Origin of the sequence: Acinetobacter genomosp. 15BJ (assembly GCF_000400715.1) — a bacterium.
Lineage (GTDB): Bacteria > Pseudomonadota > Gammaproteobacteria > Pseudomonadales > Moraxellaceae > Acinetobacter.
In genome coordinates, this window is record NZ_KE007347.1 from 1,328,053 (window position 1) to 1,347,828 (window position 19,776).

At 41.9% G+C, this 19,776-nt stretch carries 16 protein-coding genes; 8 read left to right on the forward strand and 8 right to left on the reverse strand.

Going from position 1 to position 19,776, the window contains the following annotated elements:
- Window positions 1–112: 112 nt before the first annotated feature.
- Together adeS and adeR are read right to left on the reverse strand one after the other, a co-directional pair.
- Complete coding sequence (gene adeS, locus F896_RS07915) at window positions 113–1,201, reverse strand: two-component sensor histidine kinase AdeS (RefSeq protein WP_016164053.1); 1,089 nt, start codon at window positions 1,199–1,201, stop codon at window positions 113–115.
- Window positions 1,202–1,250: 49 nt separating this feature from the next.
- Entirely contained in the window at window positions 1,251–1,982 is a 732-nt protein-coding gene (adeR, locus tag F896_RS07910) for an efflux system response regulator transcription factor AdeR (RefSeq protein WP_016164054.1), read from the reverse strand.
- A 143-nt stretch (window positions 1,983–2,125) separates the two neighbouring features.
- Between adeR and F896_RS07905 the strand changes: the two genes are divergently transcribed.
- From F896_RS07905 to adeC, 3 genes are all read left to right on the forward strand, one after another.
- Window positions 2,126–3,271, forward strand: coding sequence for an efflux RND transporter periplasmic adaptor subunit (locus tag F896_RS07905; protein ID WP_016164055.1), 1,146 nt, complete (start codon window positions 2,126–2,128; stop codon window positions 3,269–3,271).
- Window positions 3,271–6,381 carry an efflux RND transporter permease subunit gene (locus F896_RS07900; protein ID WP_016164056.1) on the forward strand — a complete coding sequence of 1,037 codons (3,111 nt, stop codon included), beginning with the start codon at window positions 3,271–3,273 and terminating at the stop codon, window positions 6,379–6,381. Before F896_RS07905 ends, F896_RS07900 begins: the two co-directional genes overlap by 1 nt.
- A gap of 79 nt (window positions 6,382–6,460) precedes the next feature.
- Window positions 6,461–7,864 (forward strand): AdeC/AdeK/OprM family multidrug efflux complex outer membrane factor, encoded by a 1,404-nt coding sequence (gene adeC, locus F896_RS07895; RefSeq protein ID WP_016164057.1) that lies wholly within the window; start codon window positions 6,461–6,463, stop codon window positions 7,862–7,864.
- Between the two features lie 74 nt (window positions 7,865–7,938).
- Here adeC and F896_RS07890 read toward each other — a convergent pair whose 3' ends face one another.
- The gene (locus tag F896_RS07890) at window positions 7,939–8,961 is read right to left on the reverse strand and encodes an AraC family transcriptional regulator (protein WP_016164058.1); all 1,023 of its coding nucleotides are present in this window, start codon (window positions 8,959–8,961) and stop codon (window positions 7,939–7,941) included.
- A 165-nt stretch (window positions 8,962–9,126) separates the two neighbouring features.
- Between F896_RS07890 and F896_RS07885 the strand changes: the two genes are divergently transcribed.
- The 5 genes from F896_RS07885 (at window position 9,127) to F896_RS07865 (ending at window position 14,077) form a co-directional block, all read left to right on the forward strand.
- A complete protein-coding gene (locus F896_RS07885) occupies window positions 9,127–10,167 on the forward strand; it encodes an NAD-dependent epimerase/dehydratase family protein (RefSeq protein WP_016164059.1) in 1,041 nt (346 codons plus the stop codon).
- Window positions 10,168–10,190: 23 nt separating this feature from the next.
- The gene (locus tag F896_RS07880) at window positions 10,191–11,138 is read left to right on the forward strand and encodes a metal-dependent hydrolase (protein ID WP_016164060.1); all 948 of its coding nucleotides are present in this window, start codon (window positions 10,191–10,193) and stop codon (window positions 11,136–11,138) included.
- Window positions 11,139–11,145: 7 nt separating this feature from the next.
- Window positions 11,146–12,042, forward strand: a complete 897-nt coding sequence (locus F896_RS07875; RefSeq protein ID WP_016164061.1) for an alpha/beta fold hydrolase — start codon at window positions 11,146–11,148, stop codon at window positions 12,040–12,042.
- A gap of 55 nt (window positions 12,043–12,097) precedes the next feature.
- Complete coding sequence (locus tag F896_RS07870) at window positions 12,098–13,603, forward strand: flavin-containing monooxygenase (RefSeq protein WP_016164062.1); 1,506 nt, start codon at window positions 12,098–12,100, stop codon at window positions 13,601–13,603.
- 78 nt (window positions 13,604–13,681) lie between these two features.
- Complete coding sequence (locus F896_RS07865) at window positions 13,682–14,077, forward strand: acyl-CoA thioesterase (protein ID WP_016164063.1); 396 nt, start codon at window positions 13,682–13,684, stop codon at window positions 14,075–14,077.
- A 44-nt stretch (window positions 14,078–14,121) separates the two neighbouring features.
- On the opposite strand, the gene F896_RS07860 is transcribed toward F896_RS07865, so the two are convergent.
- From F896_RS07860 to F896_RS07845, 5 genes are all read right to left on the reverse strand, one after another.
- A complete protein-coding gene (locus F896_RS07860) occupies window positions 14,122–15,063 on the reverse strand; it encodes a Dyp-type peroxidase (RefSeq protein WP_016164064.1) in 942 nt (313 codons plus the stop codon).
- Between the two features lie 84 nt (window positions 15,064–15,147).
- Window positions 15,148–15,906, reverse strand: a complete 759-nt coding sequence (gene fdhD, locus F896_RS07855; protein WP_016164065.1) for a formate dehydrogenase accessory sulfurtransferase FdhD — start codon at window positions 15,904–15,906, stop codon at window positions 15,148–15,150.
- 78 nt (window positions 15,907–15,984) lie between these two features.
- Entirely contained in the window at window positions 15,985–18,393 is a 2,409-nt protein-coding gene (locus F896_RS07850; RefSeq protein WP_032882413.1) for an FdhF/YdeP family oxidoreductase, read from the reverse strand.
- Between the two features lie 229 nt (window positions 18,394–18,622).
- On the reverse strand, window positions 18,623–18,796 hold the full coding sequence (locus tag F896_RS21030; protein WP_016164067.1) for a cbb3-type cytochrome oxidase assembly protein: 174 nt from the start codon (window positions 18,794–18,796) through the stop codon (window positions 18,623–18,625).
- A gap of 43 nt (window positions 18,797–18,839) precedes the next feature.
- Window positions 18,840–19,658, reverse strand: a complete 819-nt coding sequence (locus F896_RS07845; protein WP_212750011.1) for a hypothetical protein — start codon at window positions 19,656–19,658, stop codon at window positions 18,840–18,842.
- Between the last annotated feature and the right edge of the window lie 118 nt (window positions 19,659–19,776).

Here is a 19,776-nt window from a genome sequence, read left to right on the forward strand (position 1 = left end):
ATTTCAGCACTGCTTGAGCGACAACATTATTCTGTTGAGCAGGTGTTGCAGAATCAACACCTGCTCTTTTATTCGAAACAGATATTGGCTAAGAACAGCACCACGATAGTGATTACATAAATGAGTTAGATGAAGTCTCAATAGGTAACTTAATCGTAAACACACTATTATGATTCGGATTGCTATATTCAATTGCACCTTTATGCGCAATGACAATCGCATGTACAACCGCTAAACCTAAGCCTGTACCACCAAATTCTTTATTTCTAGATTGTTCCAATCTAAAAAAGGGATTAAATAAGTCTGGTTGATATTGTTCAGCAATACCTGGGCCGTCATCCTCGACGCGTAGAATCCATTCATCTGAGATTAGCATTGAGGAAATTTTTAATGTGCCAGCATTGGCATAGCGAATTGCATTTTCGATCAAGGCAATAAGTATTTGCTCGATACGTCGACTATCACAACTTATAAATGTGGCGTTGACCTCCAATACAGGAATAAGTTGAGCTTTTGCCAAGCGATCTTCGAACAGTTTTAAAACTTTCTCCGCATGCAATTTAAAATCAATCTTTTCATAATTTAACCTGAGCTGCTGATTTTCCACCAAGCTGAGTGTCCGCAGGTCTTCAACCAAATGTGATAAGCCTTCTACCTGATTGAGCAGGCTTTTAAACAATGCTTCATCAGGTTGAAACACCCCATCTAAAACGCCTTGTAATCGTCCTTGCAAAATCGTGATTGGTGTTCTCAATTCGTGTGCGATTGCAGCATTCCAGACCTGTGCATTTTCAACTGAACTCTCTAGTTGCTGTGCCATATGGTTAAAATTCTGCATTAACTCAGCAATTTCAGTGGAATGAATTTGACTATCATCTGCCCGTGCGGAAAGATCACCCTGACTGATTTTTTTTGCTGCGTCCGCCAAGAAATTAATCGGCTTAATAAAACGCTGGGCCAAATGCATCCCGATAATAATGGAAATGACACCGCCACAAAAAATCACCGTAGATAACCAAATCCAGTCGACAAAATGAAATTCGGTCCAATCTTCCTGTAAAGAACTTAACGTGATCCACCCCACATCAATGGCATAGTTATAAATAAAATAGCCAAGCAAAACAGAAAAGAGCGTCACGCTTAAGTTCACAATACTTAATGCGACAAACAACTGTTTACTAATACCTGACTTATTCTTCATAACACTTTTCCGGGTAAATTCATCTTTTTACTCTTATATATTTCAATGATTACGTTTCTTGAGGGTGATCCAAGCGATAACCCACTCCACGAACATTGATTAGCATATGTTGTAGACCATGCTCTTCCAGTTTTTTTCTCAACTTACTGACATGACTATCAACTGTGCGCTCTAAAGCATCGCTATCAGGCAAACAATGATTCAGCAGTTCACTTCGGGTAAAGACTTTATGAGGATGATCAATCATTTGTAGCAAGATTTTATATTCAGTCAGGGTTAAATTCAGCATCACTTTCTTATGCTGCTGATGAATATAGACGCTATGAATATCGGTATTAATTTCAATATTTTTATAACTTAGATTTTTATTGGGTATTTGCTGGCTTTGCTTAGCTCGTCGCAGCACTGCTTGAACACGCGCCACCACCTCATTCGGATTGAATGGTTTGACTACAAAATCATCGGCACCGATCCGTAATGCCATGACTTTATCAATTTCCTGATCCAATGCCGTAAGCATAATCACTGGTGTCTGCGCCTTTTGACGAATTTTGCTTAATACTTCCCAGCCATTCAGTTCAGGTAATTTAATATCCAAGACTATCAGATCAATTGTTTGTGCAGCATGGATTTCAATCGCCTGTTTACCATTCATTGCTCGAATGACACGCATCCCTTCACGCTTAAGATAGTGCTCGATGATGTCTCCAATATCATACTCATCCTCTACTACAAGAATAAGCTTGTCATGGCAATCGAAAGAAAAAGAGTGCTCAAACATAAGGATCTAGATCAATAAAACAATCGATTCATCATACGATGATTTATCTGTTGATCTCCACACTTTTTCCACACTTCAGCGATGTCCGTTACACAAAGTTCGAAAATAATGTCAGCATCAAAAGCTCCCAAGGTTTGGACAGAATGCAAAAGCATCTATTACTTCCATTATTTTTATCGATCGGACTTGTGCTACAAGGCTGTGGTTCTGAGGAGGCAAAGCCAGCAGAAACACCCCCTGCGAAAGTGAGCGTTTTAAATATTCAGCCGCAATCGGTAAACTTTAACGAAAACTTGCCAGCACGGGTACAGGCTTTCCGAACTGCTGAGATTCGTCCTCAGGTTGGCGGTATTATTGAAAAAGTATTATTCAGACAAGGAAGTGAAGTCAAAGCAGGACAAGCTCTTTATAAAATTAACGCAGAAACTTTCCAAGCTGATGTAAATAGTAATCGTGCCTCACTCAATAAAGCCGAAGCTGAAGTGGTCCGTTTAAAAGTTCAGTTAGAACGCTATGAACAATTGCTTCCAAGTAATGCGATCAGTAAGCAAGAAGTCAGTAATGCACAAGCTGAATATCGTCAAGCCTTAGCCGATGTTGCGCAAATGAAAGCCTTGCTTACCCGTCAAAACCTAAACCTTCAATATGCCACTGTTCGTGCCCCGATCTCGGGTCGTATTGGGCAATCTTTTGTGACTGAAGGTGCATTGGTCAGCCAAGGTGATGCCAATACGATGGCAACTGTACAACAGATTGATAAAGTCTATGTCGATGTTAAACAATCGATTAGTGAGTACGAGCATTTGCAGGCTGCGCTACAAAGTGGTGAATTATCTGCCAATAATGAAAAAACCGTACGTATTTCAAATAGCCATGGTCAAGCGTATAACGTCACTGCCAAGATGCTATTTGAAGATATCAATGTTGATCCTGAAACAGGTGATGTCACCATTCGTATCGAAGTTCAGAATCCTGAAAGAAAACTCCTTCCTGGCATGTATGTCCGAGTAAATATCGACCGTGCTTCAGTGCCACAAGCTTTGCTCGTTCCAGCCCAAGCGATTCAACGCAATATCACTGGTGACCCACAAGTCTATGTGATCAATGCCAAGGGTTCGGCAGATATTCGCCCTATTGAACTAGGACAACAATATGATCAGTTCTACATCGCCAACAAAGGTCTTAAAACAGGCGACAAAATCGTTGTAGAAGGTGTTGATCGTATTCAGCCCAATCAAAAACTTGAAATAAGCACGTGGAAAGTACCTGCAACACAAGGAGCTCAATGATGATGTCACAATTCTTCATTCGCCGTCCTGTCTTCGCATGGGTGATTGCGATTTTCATTATTTTATTTGGGGTACTCAGCATTCCCAAATTGCCGATTGCCCGCTTTCCAAGTGTTGCGCCGCCACAAGTCAATATTAGTGCGACCTATCCAGGCGCGACACCCAAGACCATCAATGACAGTGTAGTTACCTTGATTGAGCGTGAAATGTCAGGGGTGAAAAACCTGTTGTACTATAGCTCGACCACAGATACCTCAGGTACTGCTGAGATTTCTGCGACCTTTAAACCGGGTACAGATGTGGATATGGCACAGGTTGATGTACAAAACAAAATCAAAGCCATTGAAGCACGTTTACCGCAAGTGGTTCGCCAACAAGGCTTACAAGTTGAAGCATCGTCATCAGGTTTCTTGATGTTGGTCGGAATCAATTCACCCAATGGACAGTATTCTGAAGTTGATCTGAGTGATTATCTGGTTCGTAACGTAGTTGAAGAACTGAAACGTGTTGAAGGCGTTGGTAAAGTTCAATCCTTCGGTGCTGAAAAAGCCATGCGTATCTGGGTTGATCCCAATAAACTGGTGTCTTACGGTCTATCAATTAGTGACGTTAATAATGCCATCCGTGAAAATAACGTCGAGATCGCACCAGGACGATTAGGTGATCTCCCTGCAGCAAAAGGTCAATTGATTACCATCCCATTATCGGCACAAGGTCAATTAGGCGATGTTGAACAATTTAAAAATATCAGCCTAAAAAGTAAAACTAGCGGTAGCGTGATTAAACTTTCTGATGTAGCTGAAGTTGAAATGGGTTCACAGGCCTACAACTTTGCGATTTTAGAAGATGGCAAACCTGCAACGGCTGCTGCGATTCAGCTCAGTCCAGGTGCTAATGCTGTCAAAACGGCGGAAGGTGTAAGAGCAAAAATTGAGGAGTTAAAACTGAATTTACCAGAAGGCATGCAGTTCAGTATTCCTTATGACACTGCACCTTTTGTAAAAATTTCGATTGAAAAAGTGATCCATACCTTACTTGAAGCCATGGTACTGGTTTTCATTGTGATGTATTTATTCTTGCATAATGTTCGCTATACCTTAATTCCAGCCATTGTTGCACCGATTGCGTTACTCGGTACATTTGCGGTGATGCTACTTGCAGGTTTCTCAATCAACGTACTGACCATGTTTGGTATGGTGCTCGCGATTGGTATCATCGTCGATGATGCGATTGTGGTGGTCGAAAACGTCGAACGAATTATGGCAACCGAAGGACTCCCTCCAAAAGAAGCGACCTCCAAGGCCATGAAGGAAATTACCAGTCCGATTATTGGGATTACCTTAGTCTTGGCAGCGGTATTCTTACCGATGGCATTTGCCAGTGGTTCGGTCGGCATTATCTATCAACAATTTACCTTAACCATGTCCGTATCAATTCTGTTCTCAGCATTATTGGCATTAATCTTAACGCCTGCATTGTGTGCCACGATTCTTAAACCAATTGATGGCCATCATCAGAAGAAAGGCTTTTTTGCATGGTTTGATCGCAGCTTCGATAAAGTCACTAAAAAGTATGAATTGATCCTGCTTAAAGTGATTAAACATACTATTCCAATGATGGTGATCTTTGTGGTGATAACAGGCCTTACCTTTGCAGGTATGAAGTATTGGCCTACAGCATTTATGCCCGAAGAAGACCAAGGCTGGTTCCTGACGTCATTCCAATTGCCATCGGATGCCACTGCTGAAAGAACACGAGGTGTGGTCAATGAATTTGAAAGCAGTCTAAAAGACAATCCAAATGTTAAAAGTAACACGACCATCATGGGTTGGGGCTTTAGTGGTGCAGGTCAAAACGTGGCTGTCGCTTTTACCACATTAACCGACTTTAAAGACCGCACTTCAACTGCAACTGAAATGACCAATGCGGTCAATGCCTCAATGGCGCACAGTAAAGAAGGTGCGACAATGGCTGTATTACCTCCTGCCATTGATGAACTTGGGACATTTTCGGGCTTTAGCTTACGCTTGCAAGACCGTGCCAACTTGGGTATGCCTGCACTTTTAGCTGCACAAGACCAGCTCATGGAAATGGCCGCCAAGAACAAAAAGTTCTATATGGTATGGAATGAAGGCTTACCGCAAGGCGACAATATTTCTTTAAAAATCGACCGTGCAAAATTGAATGTTCTGGGTGTGAAGTTCTCTGATGTTTCCGACATTATTTCAACTTCAATGGGTTCAATGTATATCAATGATTTCCCAAATCAGGGACGTATGCAACAAGTGATTGTACAAGTCGATGCCAAATCACGTATGCAATTAAAAGATATTTTGAATCTGAAAGTGATGGGTTCAAATGGGCAATTGGTCTCTCTATCTGAAGTGGTGACACCTCAATGGAATAAAGCGCCACAGCAATATAACCGTTATAACGGTCGCCCATCGTTGAGTATTGCAGGGATTCCGAATTTTGATACCTCATCAGGCGATGCTATGCGTGAAATGGAGCACCTAATTGCTAAATTACCAAAAGGCATCGGTTATGAATGGACAGGTATTTCCTTACAGGAAAAGCAATCTGAATCGCAGATGGCCTTTCTGCTGGCGTTATCAATGCTTGTCGTGTTCTTGGTATTGGCAGCGCTTTATGAAAGTTGGGCCATTCCGCTTTCAGTGATGCTGGTCGTACCTTTGGGTATTTTTGGCGCAGTGGTTGCGATTATGTCTCGTGGCTTAATGAATGATGTGTTCTTTAAAATTGGTCTAATTACCATTATTGGTTTATCGGCCAAGAATGCGATTCTGATTGTCGAATTTGCCAAGATGTTGAAAGAAGAAGGTATGAGTTTAGTTGAGGCCACTGTGGCCGCAGCAAAACTCCGTTTACGCCCTATTCTGATGACCTCCTTAGCCTTTACTTGTGGTGTGATTCCATTGGTCATCGCTTCAGGGGCAAGTTCAGAAACACAGCATGCCTTAGGTACAGGTGTATTTGGCGGCATGATTTCAGCGACGATTCTGGCAATCTTCTTTGTCCCAGTGTTCTTTATTTTCATTTTGGGTGCAGTTGAAAAGCTGTTTTCCTCGAAACAAAAAAATCCATCTTAAATAACATTGAGCAGAGGGAATCAACGGGTTTCCTCTGACTCCTCCTCAGTATCGATCCTCATCTTATTTGGAGAAGATCATGTCTAAAACGACTGTCTTATCTCGTGGCCTGCTTGTCTCTACGCTTTCAATTGCCTTAACCGCATGTATGAATCTACAGGCACCAAAACCTGCGATCAAATCGGATATTCCACAAAATTTTGCCCTCGCAAACACAGGCAACTCAATTGCAACTCAGGGCTATAAACAGTTCTTTGCCGATACACGCCTATTGCAAGTGATAGAAATCAGCTTAAATAACAACCGTGATTTACGTACTGCAACACTGAATATTCAGCGTGCACAACAGCAATATCAGATCAGTAAAAATGACCAGTTGCCTACTATTGGGGCAAATGGCAGTGCTGTTCGACAGGTGAATCCATCTGCGAACCCAAACAATCCTTATTCAACTTTTCAAGTCGGTTTGGGGATGACGGCTTATGAGCTAGATTTTTGGGGTCGAGTCAAAAGCTTAAAAGATGTGGCCTTAAATAATTACTTTACTACCCAGAGTGCCAGAGAAGCCACGCAGATCAGTTTAGTCAGCCAAGTCTCACAAGCTTGGTTAGATTATGCCTATGCAAAAGCCAATTTAAACTTAACTGAACAGACCTTTAAAGCACAACTCGATTCTTACAATCTGAATAAAAAACGTTTTGATGTCGGGATTGATAGTGAAGTCCCGTTACGTCAAGCACAGATATCGGTTGAAACGGCCCGAAATGATGTCGCCTCCTATAAAACTCAAGTGTCACAGGCTCAAAATTTACTGAATCTTCTTGCTGGACAAACCGTTCCACCACAGCTCCTGCCCATTCAAGCTGTTCAGCGCATTACAGCAGAAACCAGTTTTGCAACAGGCTTAAGCAGCGATTTACTAAATAACCGCCCCGACCTAAAAGCTGCTGAATACCAACTTCTTGCCGCAGGCGCAAATATTGGCGCAGCCAAAGCACGTATGTTCCCCACTATTAGCCTTACAGGTTCAGCTGGCTATGCATCGACAGATCTTAAAGATTTATTTAAATCAGGTGGTTTTTCTTGGTCAATTGGGCCAAGTATCGATCTGCCCATTTTCGATTGGGGGACACGTAAAGCCAATATTAAAATTTCTGAAACTGAACAAAAAATTGCACTGGCAGACTATGAAAAAGCCATTCAATCTGCTTTTCGTGAGGTCAACGATGCTTTAGCTGCACATGCCCATATTGATGAGCGTTTAGCAGCACAACGCCGTTTAGTCTCCGCTACTGAGACCACCTATAAATTATCCACAGCTCGATTTAGAGCGGGGATTGATAGTTATCTCACGGTTTTGGATGCACAACGTTCTGCTTATGCAGCACAGCAAGGCTTACTGATGCTAGAGCAAACCAAATTGAATAATCAGATCGAATTATATAAAGCACTTGGTGGTGGTTTATCTCGACCAGCAGCGTAGATTTCAACTTTTTTGCACTCAATCTCTAGTTAAACTATCTCGCCTTTTTTCTGTCTAGAATGAACAGCCTGATGTTAACTAGAGACCGACTCTCGTAAATTGCGATATTGCTTCGGGGTCTGATTTGCCCAACGCTTGAATGCACGGGTAAAATGGGTAACATCGGAGTAGCCTAATTTTTCTGAAATATAGGAAATACTATATTCATGATGATTCAGTAATTTTTTGGCATATCGCTCTCGGACTTGATCCATGAGAATCTGAAAAGTGGTTCCCTCTTTTGCCAATTGACGCTGTAACGTTCGTTCAGTCAAATGTAGCTTATCTGCAACCTCTTTCATTTTGAAAAAACCTTCTACCTCATCAAAAAGCAATTCACGCACCAAGGCCGTGAGTGGATGTTTCTCACCACGTTTAGCCACCAACTTATTCAAATCATGTTTACATTGTTCTCGTGCCAAACGTGCAGCTAAAGGATCCGCCATAATCAGCGGAAGTGCTAAGTAACTTTCAGAGAAAATGAGTCGGTTATTGTCTTGATTAAAACTGATCTCACAAGGCAATAACTCTTGAACTTGCTGTAAAAATGCAGGTTCAACATAATTCAGTTCGGCCTTAATCTTTAATTTACTTGCAGTGATGGCATTGGACATCTGCGCAAAGCCCACCATCAGAAAGGTCATACCGACAATCCCCATCTTAAAGTTTGTCATCGGCTGATCTAAATAAAGTGAAGCCAGCCCATTTTCAATTTCAAGACGTGGTTTTAATGCAGGACAACGCAGACCAATAAACTGCTCCATGACATTCAGTGCTTCACCAAGATTTTGTGAAACCATGGCGGCCAGACCAACGGAGCCATGGCATGACACCGTCATTTGTAATCCGAGATAGACGCCCAACGCAGGTTCATGGGTGAGTTCAACCGCTCGGTTCAATAAATTATTGAAAATATCAAAATCTAAATACCAAAACGGCTCTGAAAGTTGCTCAACGCCAACACCACTTCCTTCCAGTAATTTCTCTGCAGAAATATTTAATTTTTGTACCACATCGGCCATCAGACTGACGTAGGTTCCAGGTAAAGATGGATTCACAAGCGGTATCTCATCAATGTTTTATAGAGAATGTCGTAAAATGGTCAAAACTGTCATTTCAAGAACTATGACACATATCGGTGATTCGGCATAGTACCAACAACAAAATTGTCGCATTTTTATCCAGTTCGATTCTGGATACAAATTGAAGGAAGTTGGTGAGATATGAAAGCTCTGGTTACAGGTGGTGCTGGTTTTATTGGCTCGCATATTGTGCGAACACTGCTCAATGAAAATTATGAAGTTCGAGTATTACATCTGCCTCAGGAAAAACTAACCAATCTTGAAGGTCTGGATGTTGAACTGATTGCAGGCGATATTACCGACTCGATCAAAATGGATGAAGCTGTTGAAGGCTGTGATTTAGTCTTTCATACCGCTGCTATCTATGCCTTATGGCTGCCTAAACCTGAACTGATGCGCAAGGTCAATGTAGAAGGCACGCGTATTGTTCTCAATGCCGCGAAAAAAGCTGGAATTAAACGGGTGGTTTATACCAGCACAGGCGCATGTTTTGCAGGACAACCCAAAGGTATTCAAGCCACGGAACAGAGTCCGTTTGCTTTAGGCGCAACTGGTGACGCTTATGTACTGACCAAATTTGAAGCACACCAAGTTGCCTTACAGTTTGCAGCAGGTGGTCTAGATGTGGTGATCGTTTGTCCAACAGGCCCAATTGGTCCCCAGGATATCTCGCCAACTCCAACAGGAAAATTACTGTTAACAATTGCTCAGATGCCAGCGCTTGCCGTTCCAGCTGCGATCAACAATATGATTGATGTCAGAGATGTTGCCAAAGGTCATGTGCTGGCTGCAGAAAAAGGCATAGCAGGTGAAACTTATATTCTGGGAAATAAAGATCTAGATGGTGTTGCCATGGCAAAAACTGTGCATCATTTATTGGGCATTTGGCGACCTGTGATAACCATTCCAAGCCTGATTGAAGGTGTTTCCTCCCAACTGGCAGGACATGCTGCATTATGGGTTACCCAGCACATTACCCACAAAGCACCTCTGGTCACACCATCAGCAGCAAAAATTGGGCAATTAGGTACCTCTTTTAATTGTGCCAAAGCGGTACAGGAATTGGGTTTAGCACAAACTCCAGTCGAGATTGCCATTCGAGATTCACTGCAATGGTTTGCTGCCAATGGTTATATCCAGTCCCGCAGCTTAATCAAAAAAATTGAAGCGATTTCAATCTGAGCCAAACAGACAGGAGTCGAACGATGAATAAGTTTATTGATCATCAGATTATTGCCCGTAAAGTACATTTTGATTTTTCCCAAACACCTCGTCATTGGGTTCCCAATGATGTATTGGCGACTCATGTACTCAACAGCATGCATGTGTTGTTGCCTGCTGTTGAGCACTGGTTCTGTCGTCTTGCCAATAAAACCTTGCCATATGTCGATGACAAAAATCTGAAAGCCGATATTCGCGGATTTATTGCTCAGGAAGCCGCCCATGCCAATGCACACAAGGGTGCTGAAATCTATTTCCAGACCCATGGCATAGACCCAACACCTTTCAAACATTTTTTAGAGTGGATGTTTAAAGATGGTTTTATGGGCGATACCCCTTTTGGTATTTATGGACCGTTTAAACGATATTCAAAGCAGTGGCTTGCCTTTCGTATGGGCATTATTGCTGGTTTGGAACATTATTTCTGCTTCTTCGGCACTTGGGTACTAGATGCTGAAGGTCTGGAACATGCTGACCCTGCGATGCTGGATATTGTACGTTGGCATGGTGCAGAGGAAGTTGAACATCGTACTGTTGGCTATGATGCTTATCGTGCATTGACTGGTGATCATCTCAAAGGCTATTTAGGTCGTCAGCTCAGTATGAGCTTCGCCTTTATTGCAATGGTCGGGTTCTGGTTAGGTGCATCTGTCTATCTGTGTAAGTTGGACAATACCCCTGAAGCAAAACGAATTTCCCGCAAGAATCCATTGGCGTTGATTTGGGAGTTTCAGCAAACCGCAAAGCAGAAAAAAAGCCTCCCCGATCTGATGATGATTCTGGCTGCACTGAAAGGCTGGAGCAAATTTAACTATCATCCAGAACATGATGGTGATGTGAAAAAAGCGCTGGCCTATATCGCGAATTCTCCTGCTGCCCAGCAAGTTGCCGAAGCCTATGCTCAAGCGCTTGCAGCCAAAATGAATCGCTGAGGCCATTATGAAAAGTGATCAGATCATTCTTAAACGTGACGGATTAAGCTTGCATGCCAATCTGTATGGTCATCCTGATCATCCTCTAGTGGTTTTGCTACATGGCTTTCCAGATACACCGCATTGCTGGGACAAGGTTTACCCTATTCTTGTCGATGTAGGCTATCAAGTTCTCGTCCCTTGGTTACGGGGTTATACACTCGATTCAGTTAGCAGCAATGCTCATTATGGCTTGGCATCTGCTACTGCTGACTTGAACGCTTGGTTAGAAATGCTCGGGATTCAAAAATTTCATCTGGTTGGACATGATTGGGGGGCAGCCATCGCTATGAGCTATGCCAGTCAATATCCGGCGTCGCTGTATAGTATGAGTTTACTGGCGGTTCCTCCGATTCCTGCCATACAGAATATTTTGACCAATTTAAAATATTTTCCGAAACAACTCTATTTATCTTCTTATATGTTACTGATGCAATCGCATTTTGCCAAAACATTGCTATCCCAAAATCAAGCTGAGTTTGTTACGAAAATCTGGAAAAAATGGTCACCTACATGGCAATTTACACAAGCAGATTTTGCAGCCACGCGTGAGCTATTTAGCCATCCGCAAATCGCATGGGCAGCCACGCGCTACTACCGCAATTTATTTGCAGTTCATCAGCCTATCAACTTCAAAGCCAACCGAGATTTACTCCGCCCAATCCAGCTTCCAACATTGGCTTTGGCTGGACTGGATGACGGTTGCATGAGTATTCAATTACATCAAGCTTTGGCTCAATCCAAGCATTTCCCTAAAGGCTTGAATCGCTTTTATTTACCTAATTGTGGGCATTTCTTACAGGCAGAGCAACCGCAGCGTGTTGCCGAGCTGCTGCTTGAACATTTTCAACAGCACGCCGTCTAAGCAAGGATTCGAACCATTTTTTAGGTATCTCCGTTTTTCATTTCAGGATTTTCCAATGAATAAAGCAGTTAAACCATCCAAACCAACTCAACTGGTTGATGTATTGATTATTGGCGCAGGTCCCTCTGGATTGAGTACCTGTATAAAGTTAAAGGAGCAAGGCATTAACAATGTCGTGATTCTGGATATGGCCAACCGTATTGGTGGTACATGGGCATTGAATGATTACCCAGGCCTGTTTTGTGATGTTCCAAGTGAAATGTATTCTCTGGGCTTTGCACCTAATCCCAATTGGTCGCGAACTTACGCCCCACAGGCTGAGATTCGCCAATATTTAGAAGATGTGGCACAAAAGTTTAATATTGTTCCCCAGATTCAGCTTGGCACTGAAGTGACCGAAGCACGATGGGACAAAGGACTGAATCGTTGGATGATCAGTACAGCGGATGGTAAAAGCTATAGTGCTAAATTTTTTGTTCCTGCAACGGGCTTCATTGGCGAAGCTAAAATGCCCAGCTTTCCAGGACAAGATCAATTCAAAGGCACTATGTTCCATTCAGGTAAATGGAACCACGAATACGATTTAACGGGTAAACGTGTTGCCGTAATCGGCAGCGGTGCATCAGCAATTCAATTCTTACCTGAGATTCAGCCAAAAGTTGGGCATTTATACAGTTTCCAACGCACCCCATCTTGGGTACTACCTAAACCTGATTTTGCTGTGCCAAATATTGTGAAAACGGTTTTCAAAAAAGCACCTTTGTTAGAGAAAATTATTCGTGAAAGTGCATTGTGGAGTTTGGAGCCATCGTTACCCGTCTTCATGAACATCAAGATCATGGAAAAGCTGCATGCTCTGGGTAAACTCAATATCAACCTGAGCATTAAAGATCCTGAAATACGTCAGGCAGTTACACCTACACATACCTTGGGTTGTAAGCGTCCTATGTTCTCCAACAACTGGTATGCTGCTTTGGTTAAACCCAATGTATCGGTGCTGTTTCAAGGCCTATCACATATCACTGAACATGGTGTTGTCGGTGAAGATGGTAAAGAAATCAAAGTGGATACTATTATTTTTGGTACAGGTTATGCGGTTGCCGAACCTGCCATATATAAAATAATTAAAGGTGTTGATGGTCGTAGCTTAAGCGAGATATGGCAGCGCCAACCTCGTGCCTATATGGGGATGTCGATTTATGGTTTTCCCAATATGTTTATGATGCTCGGTCCTAATTCGCAAAATACAGTCGGCTCAGTGATGTGGACGGCAGAACAACAGTCTGTCTATATTTCCAAAGCCATTAAACTCATGCAACAACGGCGTATCGACTACATTGAAGTGAAAGAAGCCGTGCAAAAACAATTTAATGCCCGCATTGATAAACGTTTGGCGAAAATGCCTGTCAGAGCTGATATCTGTAAGAGCTATTATTTAGATGACGCGGGTCGTAATCATATCATCTGGCCTGAATTTGGTTTTGTGATTAAGCATAAGCTGCACCATGTTAATCTGAAGGATTACCGTATCGAAAGTAAAGTGATTAAAGTAGTCGCCTAAGTCTGTTATCAGGGCTGACGTATGCAAGCGTCAGCCTTTATAGTAGATGCGTTTAAATGAGAAAATAATTACTTCACTATGTTCACACTTTCGATTACCCCAAGATTCTATGAAACAGATGCCTTTGGGCATATTAACAATACCGTGATTACAGGTTGGTTTGAAACCGCACGCGAACCCGTTTTTCGTCTGTTTAATCCGAGTATGGAAATCAAAAATCTGCCTTTGATTTTGGCGCGTGTTGAGGTCGATTTTGTAGCGCAGATCTATTACGGTGCTGATATTGAAATCAAAACGTGGATTGAGCATATCGGCAATTCTTCATTTATTGTCGCACATGAAGCTTGGCAAAATGATCACTGCGTTGCACGTGGAAAGGCCGTTCAGGTGTATTTTGATTTCAGCACACAGAAATCTGGTCGTATTCCAAATCAATTCCGTGAACAGTTACAACAATATCTGATGAGCCAATAAGCATTGACCGCTGAAATAAGTTGATTTATTTCAGCGGATTAAACTTATTCGCCTAAATCTTCGAGAAAATCAAAGGTGGGCACAAAGAATAAACTGCCTGAAACGGCAGTACTAAAGTCGAGTAAGCGATCAACATGTCCCGTTTCCTTACCAAGGAACATATTCTCAAGCATGGTTTTAGTGATATTAAAAGAACGCGAATAGCCAATAAAGAAAGTGCCGTACTCTCCTTCTGTTGGATTGGAAAATGGCATATTGGCTCTTAAGATTTTGAGCTCATTGCCGTCAGCATCATGCGCCTTACTTGCCACATTATGTGCACTTTGCGGTTTCACATCATCGCCAAGTTCAACATCATCATATTTCTTTCGACCAATGACTTTTTCTTGTTCTTCGGTAGTTAAGCCCTTCCACATCTCCATGTTATGCAAGTATTTTTGGATAAACACATAACTGCCGCCAAGAAACTCGGCATCTTCTTGGCCAACATAGGCAATCTCTTTGGCAATTTCATGTTCAGGATTTTCCGTCCCATCCACAAAGCCAATAATGGCACGACCATCAAAGTATCGGAAACCTTTGGTTTCACTGATCGAATAGGTATCGTCTTTGAGCTGCTCATGCAGAATTGCTGCTAGTTCATAGCAGATTGCCATTTGGTTAGCACGAATATGGAAGAACAAATCCCCCGCTGTTGCAACAGCCGTATGTCTAGGCCCTTTAATTTCCTGAAATGGTGCAAGCTCTTTTGGTTTATTCGTTTCTGGAAAAAGTAAATCCCAAGCATTGGAACCAATGCCGACAGACGCACTAAAGTTACCTTGAGGAAAACGGTTGGTCAGACTGCGTACCAATGCTGAAAAGTTAGCGAGAAAATCAATCACTCCTGAATGATCAGGATTAGTATTGATTCCAAGCACGATAAATAAGGCATTTTCACCTGAAAGATTATTGATCACAGGCTGAGGTCTTAAAGGTGTATTCATAATATTTGGGAATAAAAATAATTAATGCTCATATCCTACACAAATCAATGCATTAGAGATCAGACAAATCACAAATTTTTACCATTATTCGGTATATAAAACAAAGCTATCACCACGACAAAAACTGGCTAATGTAAGATTCAATTGTTTTGCCATCTCAATCGCCATACTGGTTGGTGCAGAAATGGTTGCCAATAGACCGATATTATATTGCGCACATTTACGAATCAGTTCGTAGCTGGCACGGCTGGTCATCACCACAAAACCGTCCGTAACATCCATTTTCTGTTCAGCCAAGTAACCCAATAATTTATCCAAAGCATTATGCCGACCAACATCTTCAAACAAAGCCACGATTTGCCCTTTCACCACCCATGCTGCCGCATGTGCACCTCCGGTTAGCTCAGTGATTTTTTGTCTGACTTTTAATTGTGCAATCGCATTTGGAATTTGGCTTAACCATGTTGAAGAAACATGGGTACTCACCGCAGGTAGATTTAGATAGAGTTGCTTTAAACTTTCAATACCACATAAACCGCAGCCTGTGCGTCCGACCATCATTCTTCGATGTTCTTTTAAAGCCATAAAAGCACGGGATGAAATGGTCATATCCACTTCAACCCCCAGTTCATTTTGACGAATTTCCAGTGAATACAGCTCGCTTAAACTATGCAGAATCCCTTCCGATAAACTAAAACCTTTAGCAAAGACTTCAATATCTGCAGGTGTTGCCATCATCACCGCATGAGAAATACCATTATAAATTAAGGCAACAGGATACTCTTGGACAATATAATCCAGTTCATTTTCAGAGATATCGCGATGGAAACGATGCACTTGCATCGTTTCATAACCTCGTGTTTTTGTGTCCACAACTTACCTCATTCGCATAACTGTTTTGAAAAATAGATTTCCAATCAGCTATACACTACTGACGCGTTCATTGGCATGCTCAGGATCAACTTCAATATTCAAATTAAAATGTGCTGGTGCATTACCCGCATGCAAAATCACAGGAATACTTTTAGACGCTGGAATTTTGGCGTATTTGTCATGACTACCCAAAGCAACCAAGGGATTAGTTTCTGGATAATAAGCCGCCAGACTGCCTTGCGGAATGTTATACGGCACAATACGGAAACTATGTACAATCCGTTTCACACCATCCGAGAACACACTTTCGATATCGACCCATTGATCAGCCACGAAGCCTGCTGCATCAATATCAGTTTGATTCATAAACAGGACACGACGCTGTCCGAATACCCCACGATAACGGTCATCTAAACCATATAAGGTGGTGTTGTATTGATCATGAGAGCGTGTGGTCATCAAGGTATAAACTTGTTGCTCCGTATAGGACGCTGCATATTGATTTTCTTCGTCTTCGTAGACTTCTGTCAAAGGTGTAATCAAAAACTGGGCCTTGCCACTAGGCGTATGCCAAACGTGCTGATTGGCTGGATGCTCTAAATGAAAGCCACTTGGTTGATAGACACGTTGATTGAAATCATGGAATTCATCAAAGACATCGGCAATTGAATCACGAATACGGTCATAACTATCGATATACCAACGCCATTTCACCGAACTGTTAGGTAAGGCTGCTTCTGCCATACGCGCCACAATATCGGGTTCAGATAGAAGGTTCTCTGAAATAGGCGGATTACGCCCAGCCGAAAGATGCACATTCGACATCGAATCTTCCACCGAAATTGCTTGTGGCCCATGCACCTGCATATCAACTTCAGTACGCCCTAGACACGGTAGCATCAACGCATCTTTGCCACAGACCAGATGGCTACGATTCAACTTGGTAGTAATATTGACGGTTAAATTACAACGGCGTAATGCCTCTTGAGTATAAGGTGTATCAGGGGTTGCAACTGCAAAGTTCCCACCCAAACCAATAAAGACTTTTACATCACCTTCATACATCGCCTTGATGGTATCGACAACGCCAAAGCCATGTTTACGTGGCGACTTGATACCAAATACCCGATCAATACTATCAAGTAACTTATCACTTGGGTTTTCATTAATCCCCATGGTTCGGTCGCCCTGCACATTACTGTGCCCACGTACTGGACAAAGGCCAGCTCCCGGACGACCGATATGTCCCCGTGCCAGCATCAGATTCGCCAACATATGAATATTGGCTGTACCATGACGGTGTTGGGTAATTCCCATCCCCCAACAGAAAATAGCGGTTTTTGCATCCAGATACATCTTGGCAATCGATTCTAAATGCTCAGGTGAAAGTCCTGTATGCTTATGAATTTCAGACCACGCTGTACCATCAATCTCCGCTAGCATCTCATCAAAACCAATGGTATTCATTTCAATGAAGCTACGATCAAAAACGCTTGCTTTTCCTTTCGCGAGTGCCTTTTTATCCCATTCCAGTAAATGCTTCATCACCCCAAACATCAGGGCATAGTCCCCACCAATTTTGGGTTGGAAATAATAACGACTAATTGGGGTACTGCCATTGGTCATCATTTCCAATGGGGCTTGCGGATCTTGGAAACGTTCCAGCCCACGCTCCTTGATTGGGTTAATGGCAACAATATTACCACCTCTTCGAGAGACTTCTCTTAAGGTTGCCAACATCCTTGGATGGTTGGTACCTGGATTATGCCCAAAGCTAAAAATGGCATCTGCTTGATCGAAATCATCCAGAATGACGGTGCCCTTACCCAAACCAATCGCATCTTTTAAGCCAACACTGGTGGTTTCGTGGCACATATTGGAACAGTCTGGAAAATTATTGGTCCCAAAGCTACGGACAAATAATTGGTACAAAAAAGCCGCTTCATTACTGGCGCGACCAGACGTATAAAATGCAGCTTGATCAGGATGATCAAGTGCTTGTAGATGTTTGGCAATCAACTGAAAAGCTTCATCCCAAGAAATCGGCACATATTTATCTGACACAGGGTCATAACGCATCGGGTCAGTTAAACGACCCAAATCTTCCAGATAGAAATCATTCTGTTCAGCGAGCCAGCTCACGGTATGCTGTGCAAAAAATTCAGGTGTTACCGTTTTACTGGTTGCTTCGAAAGCCACAGCCTTGGCACCGTTTTCACAGAAGTTAAAGGCATGCGCATCTTTCTTCTCAGGCCATGCACAGCCCGGACAGTCAAAACCAGTCGGCTGATTAATATTAAGTAAGGTGATTGAACCTTTTTTTAAAATGTCTTGCCTTTTTAGGTTTCGGGCAACGCTCAGTAATGCGCCCCATCCACCCGCAGGTTGGGTATAGGGTTCAATTCTTGCAAAACTGGTATTTTCTTGCTTATGAATGGGTTGTTCTGAGTTATCCATCACGCTGCCCTCATCTGAGCTATTTTTAACATTGGCTACAGATAGGATTAACATGAATTGTGCTTCTTTTCTATTCTTGATTTGTCTAATTCTATAAATGAAATTTTTGTCTAATCATTCACAATCAGCGATAGTGATAAAACTTTTCTAGCATTTAAAAAAAACTTACTGGCAAGTGCTCAAAATCACCAGTAAGAGAGAAAAAAATAAGCTTCGGATTAAAAAATAGTTATTTATTCGCTTGAACTGTTGATTGTACATGGGCAGCATTTTGCTTCTGTTGCGATGGCATATAATCGGGTTGATTGCTCACAGCCAGAAAGAAAAAGACTAAGAATAAACAACCTAATAAAATACTGATTCCAACCGCAAGGTATGGGAATTTTGATTGCTGTTGAGACATGAGCTCTGCTCCTATTGAAAGACTAAAATTTAATTCATAACAATTACATGGTGGATAAAGCCTTAAAACTAGCGCCATTTTGAATACGGGTTTGCATATATTCGGCATAGACCGATAACTTTTCAAAAATATGTTCCGAATAGAACATATCCTCGATTAAATGAGCCGCTTGGGCTGGACTAAACTGACCAATCTTCGCAACCAAGTTTGCATTTAGACTAGAAAACAAAGTACACAGGTTTTTATGTGGTTCATCTTTGTTTTTAAATAGCAGCCTACGCGTATTAATCAATTCATCATTGAGCATACTCGGCCTGCTATCAGCATGAATCACATCAATTTTCACATCAAAATAATCTTCTAAAATCTGAATCTGTTGCTGATCTAAGGATAAATGCGTGACCAAAAAAATATGAAAAACATCTGTACGACACAGTGCCTTAACTAAACAGTGAAACAGAAAATCTTGCTCTGCTTTTGCATCATCGACCAGCTCGATATAAAGCTTGAGGCTATGAATCACATCTTCGATTTTAAGATTGACACTTTTCTCAGCTTGATAGTATTGATTCAATATCTTAAGTACAGAGGACGAGACTGGCGTGGTATAAATCACTGGCTGATTTAAATTGGCAATCATAAATGGTGCAAATAAATAGGCGAGATTATTGTCATTTTCCACAATTTCAGCTTGAGCAATATAAGCAACCTTCTCCTTAGAAAAATCTCTCAGCACCTTACCTCTTAATAAAGTTGCTTCAAGATTTACATATTCAAGACCTAGCTGTTGTTGTACTGCTTGCGATGGGACTTTGCTTTGAAAAAGCTGAGTCAACGCATTAAGTTCTTTGGTGATAAACATAGTCATACGCCATTCAGTCCGAATTAGTGTCATTCAAACGACTTACAATGCTTGATCAATATTTAACACACTGCATCGTTGCTTGGTGCTATTTTGAATCAGGTACAAACAACTGAAT

Excerpts from the sequence above, each read along its gene's own strand:
- adeS (WP_016164053.1), bottom strand. The coding sequence starts at position 1,201 with ATGAAGAATAAGTCAGGTATTAGTAAACAGTTGTTTGTCGCATTAAGT.
- adeR (WP_016164054.1), bottom strand. The coding sequence starts at position 1,982 with ATGTTTGAGCACTCTTTTTCTTTCGATTGCCATGACAAGCTTATTCTT.
- F896_RS07905 (WP_016164055.1), top strand. The coding sequence starts at position 2,126 with ATGCAAAAGCATCTATTACTTCCATTATTTTTATCGATCGGACTTGTG.
- F896_RS07900 (WP_016164056.1), top strand. The coding sequence starts at position 3,271 with ATGATGTCACAATTCTTCATTCGCCGTCCTGTCTTCGCATGGGTGATT.
- adeC (WP_016164057.1), top strand. The coding sequence starts at position 6,461 with ATGTCTAAAACGACTGTCTTATCTCGTGGCCTGCTTGTCTCTACGCTT.
- F896_RS07885 (WP_016164059.1), top strand. The coding sequence starts at position 9,127 with ATGAAAGCTCTGGTTACAGGTGGTGCTGGTTTTATTGGCTCGCATATT.
- F896_RS07880 (WP_016164060.1), top strand. The coding sequence starts at position 10,191 with ATGAATAAGTTTATTGATCATCAGATTATTGCCCGTAAAGTACATTTT.
- F896_RS07875 (WP_016164061.1), top strand. The coding sequence starts at position 11,146 with ATGAAAAGTGATCAGATCATTCTTAAACGTGACGGATTAAGCTTGCAT.
- F896_RS07870 (WP_016164062.1), top strand. The coding sequence starts at position 12,098 with ATGAATAAAGCAGTTAAACCATCCAAACCAACTCAACTGGTTGATGTA.
- F896_RS07865 (WP_016164063.1), top strand. The coding sequence starts at position 13,682 with ATGTTCACACTTTCGATTACCCCAAGATTCTATGAAACAGATGCCTTT.
- F896_RS07860 (WP_016164064.1), bottom strand. The coding sequence starts at position 15,063 with ATGAATACACCTTTAAGACCTCAGCCTGTGATCAATAATCTTTCAGGT.
- fdhD (WP_016164065.1), bottom strand. The coding sequence starts at position 15,906 with ATGCAAGTGCATCGTTTCCATCGCGATATCTCTGAAAATGAACTGGAT.
- F896_RS07850 (WP_032882413.1), bottom strand. The coding sequence starts at position 18,393 with ATGGATAACTCAGAACAACCCATTCATAAGCAAGAAAATACCAGTTTT.
- F896_RS21030 (WP_016164067.1), bottom strand. The coding sequence starts at position 18,796 with ATGTCTCAACAGCAATCAAAATTCCCATACCTTGCGGTTGGAATCAGT.
- F896_RS07845 (WP_212750011.1), bottom strand. The coding sequence starts at position 19,658 with ATGTTTATCACCAAAGAACTTAATGCGTTGACTCAGCTTTTTCAAAGC.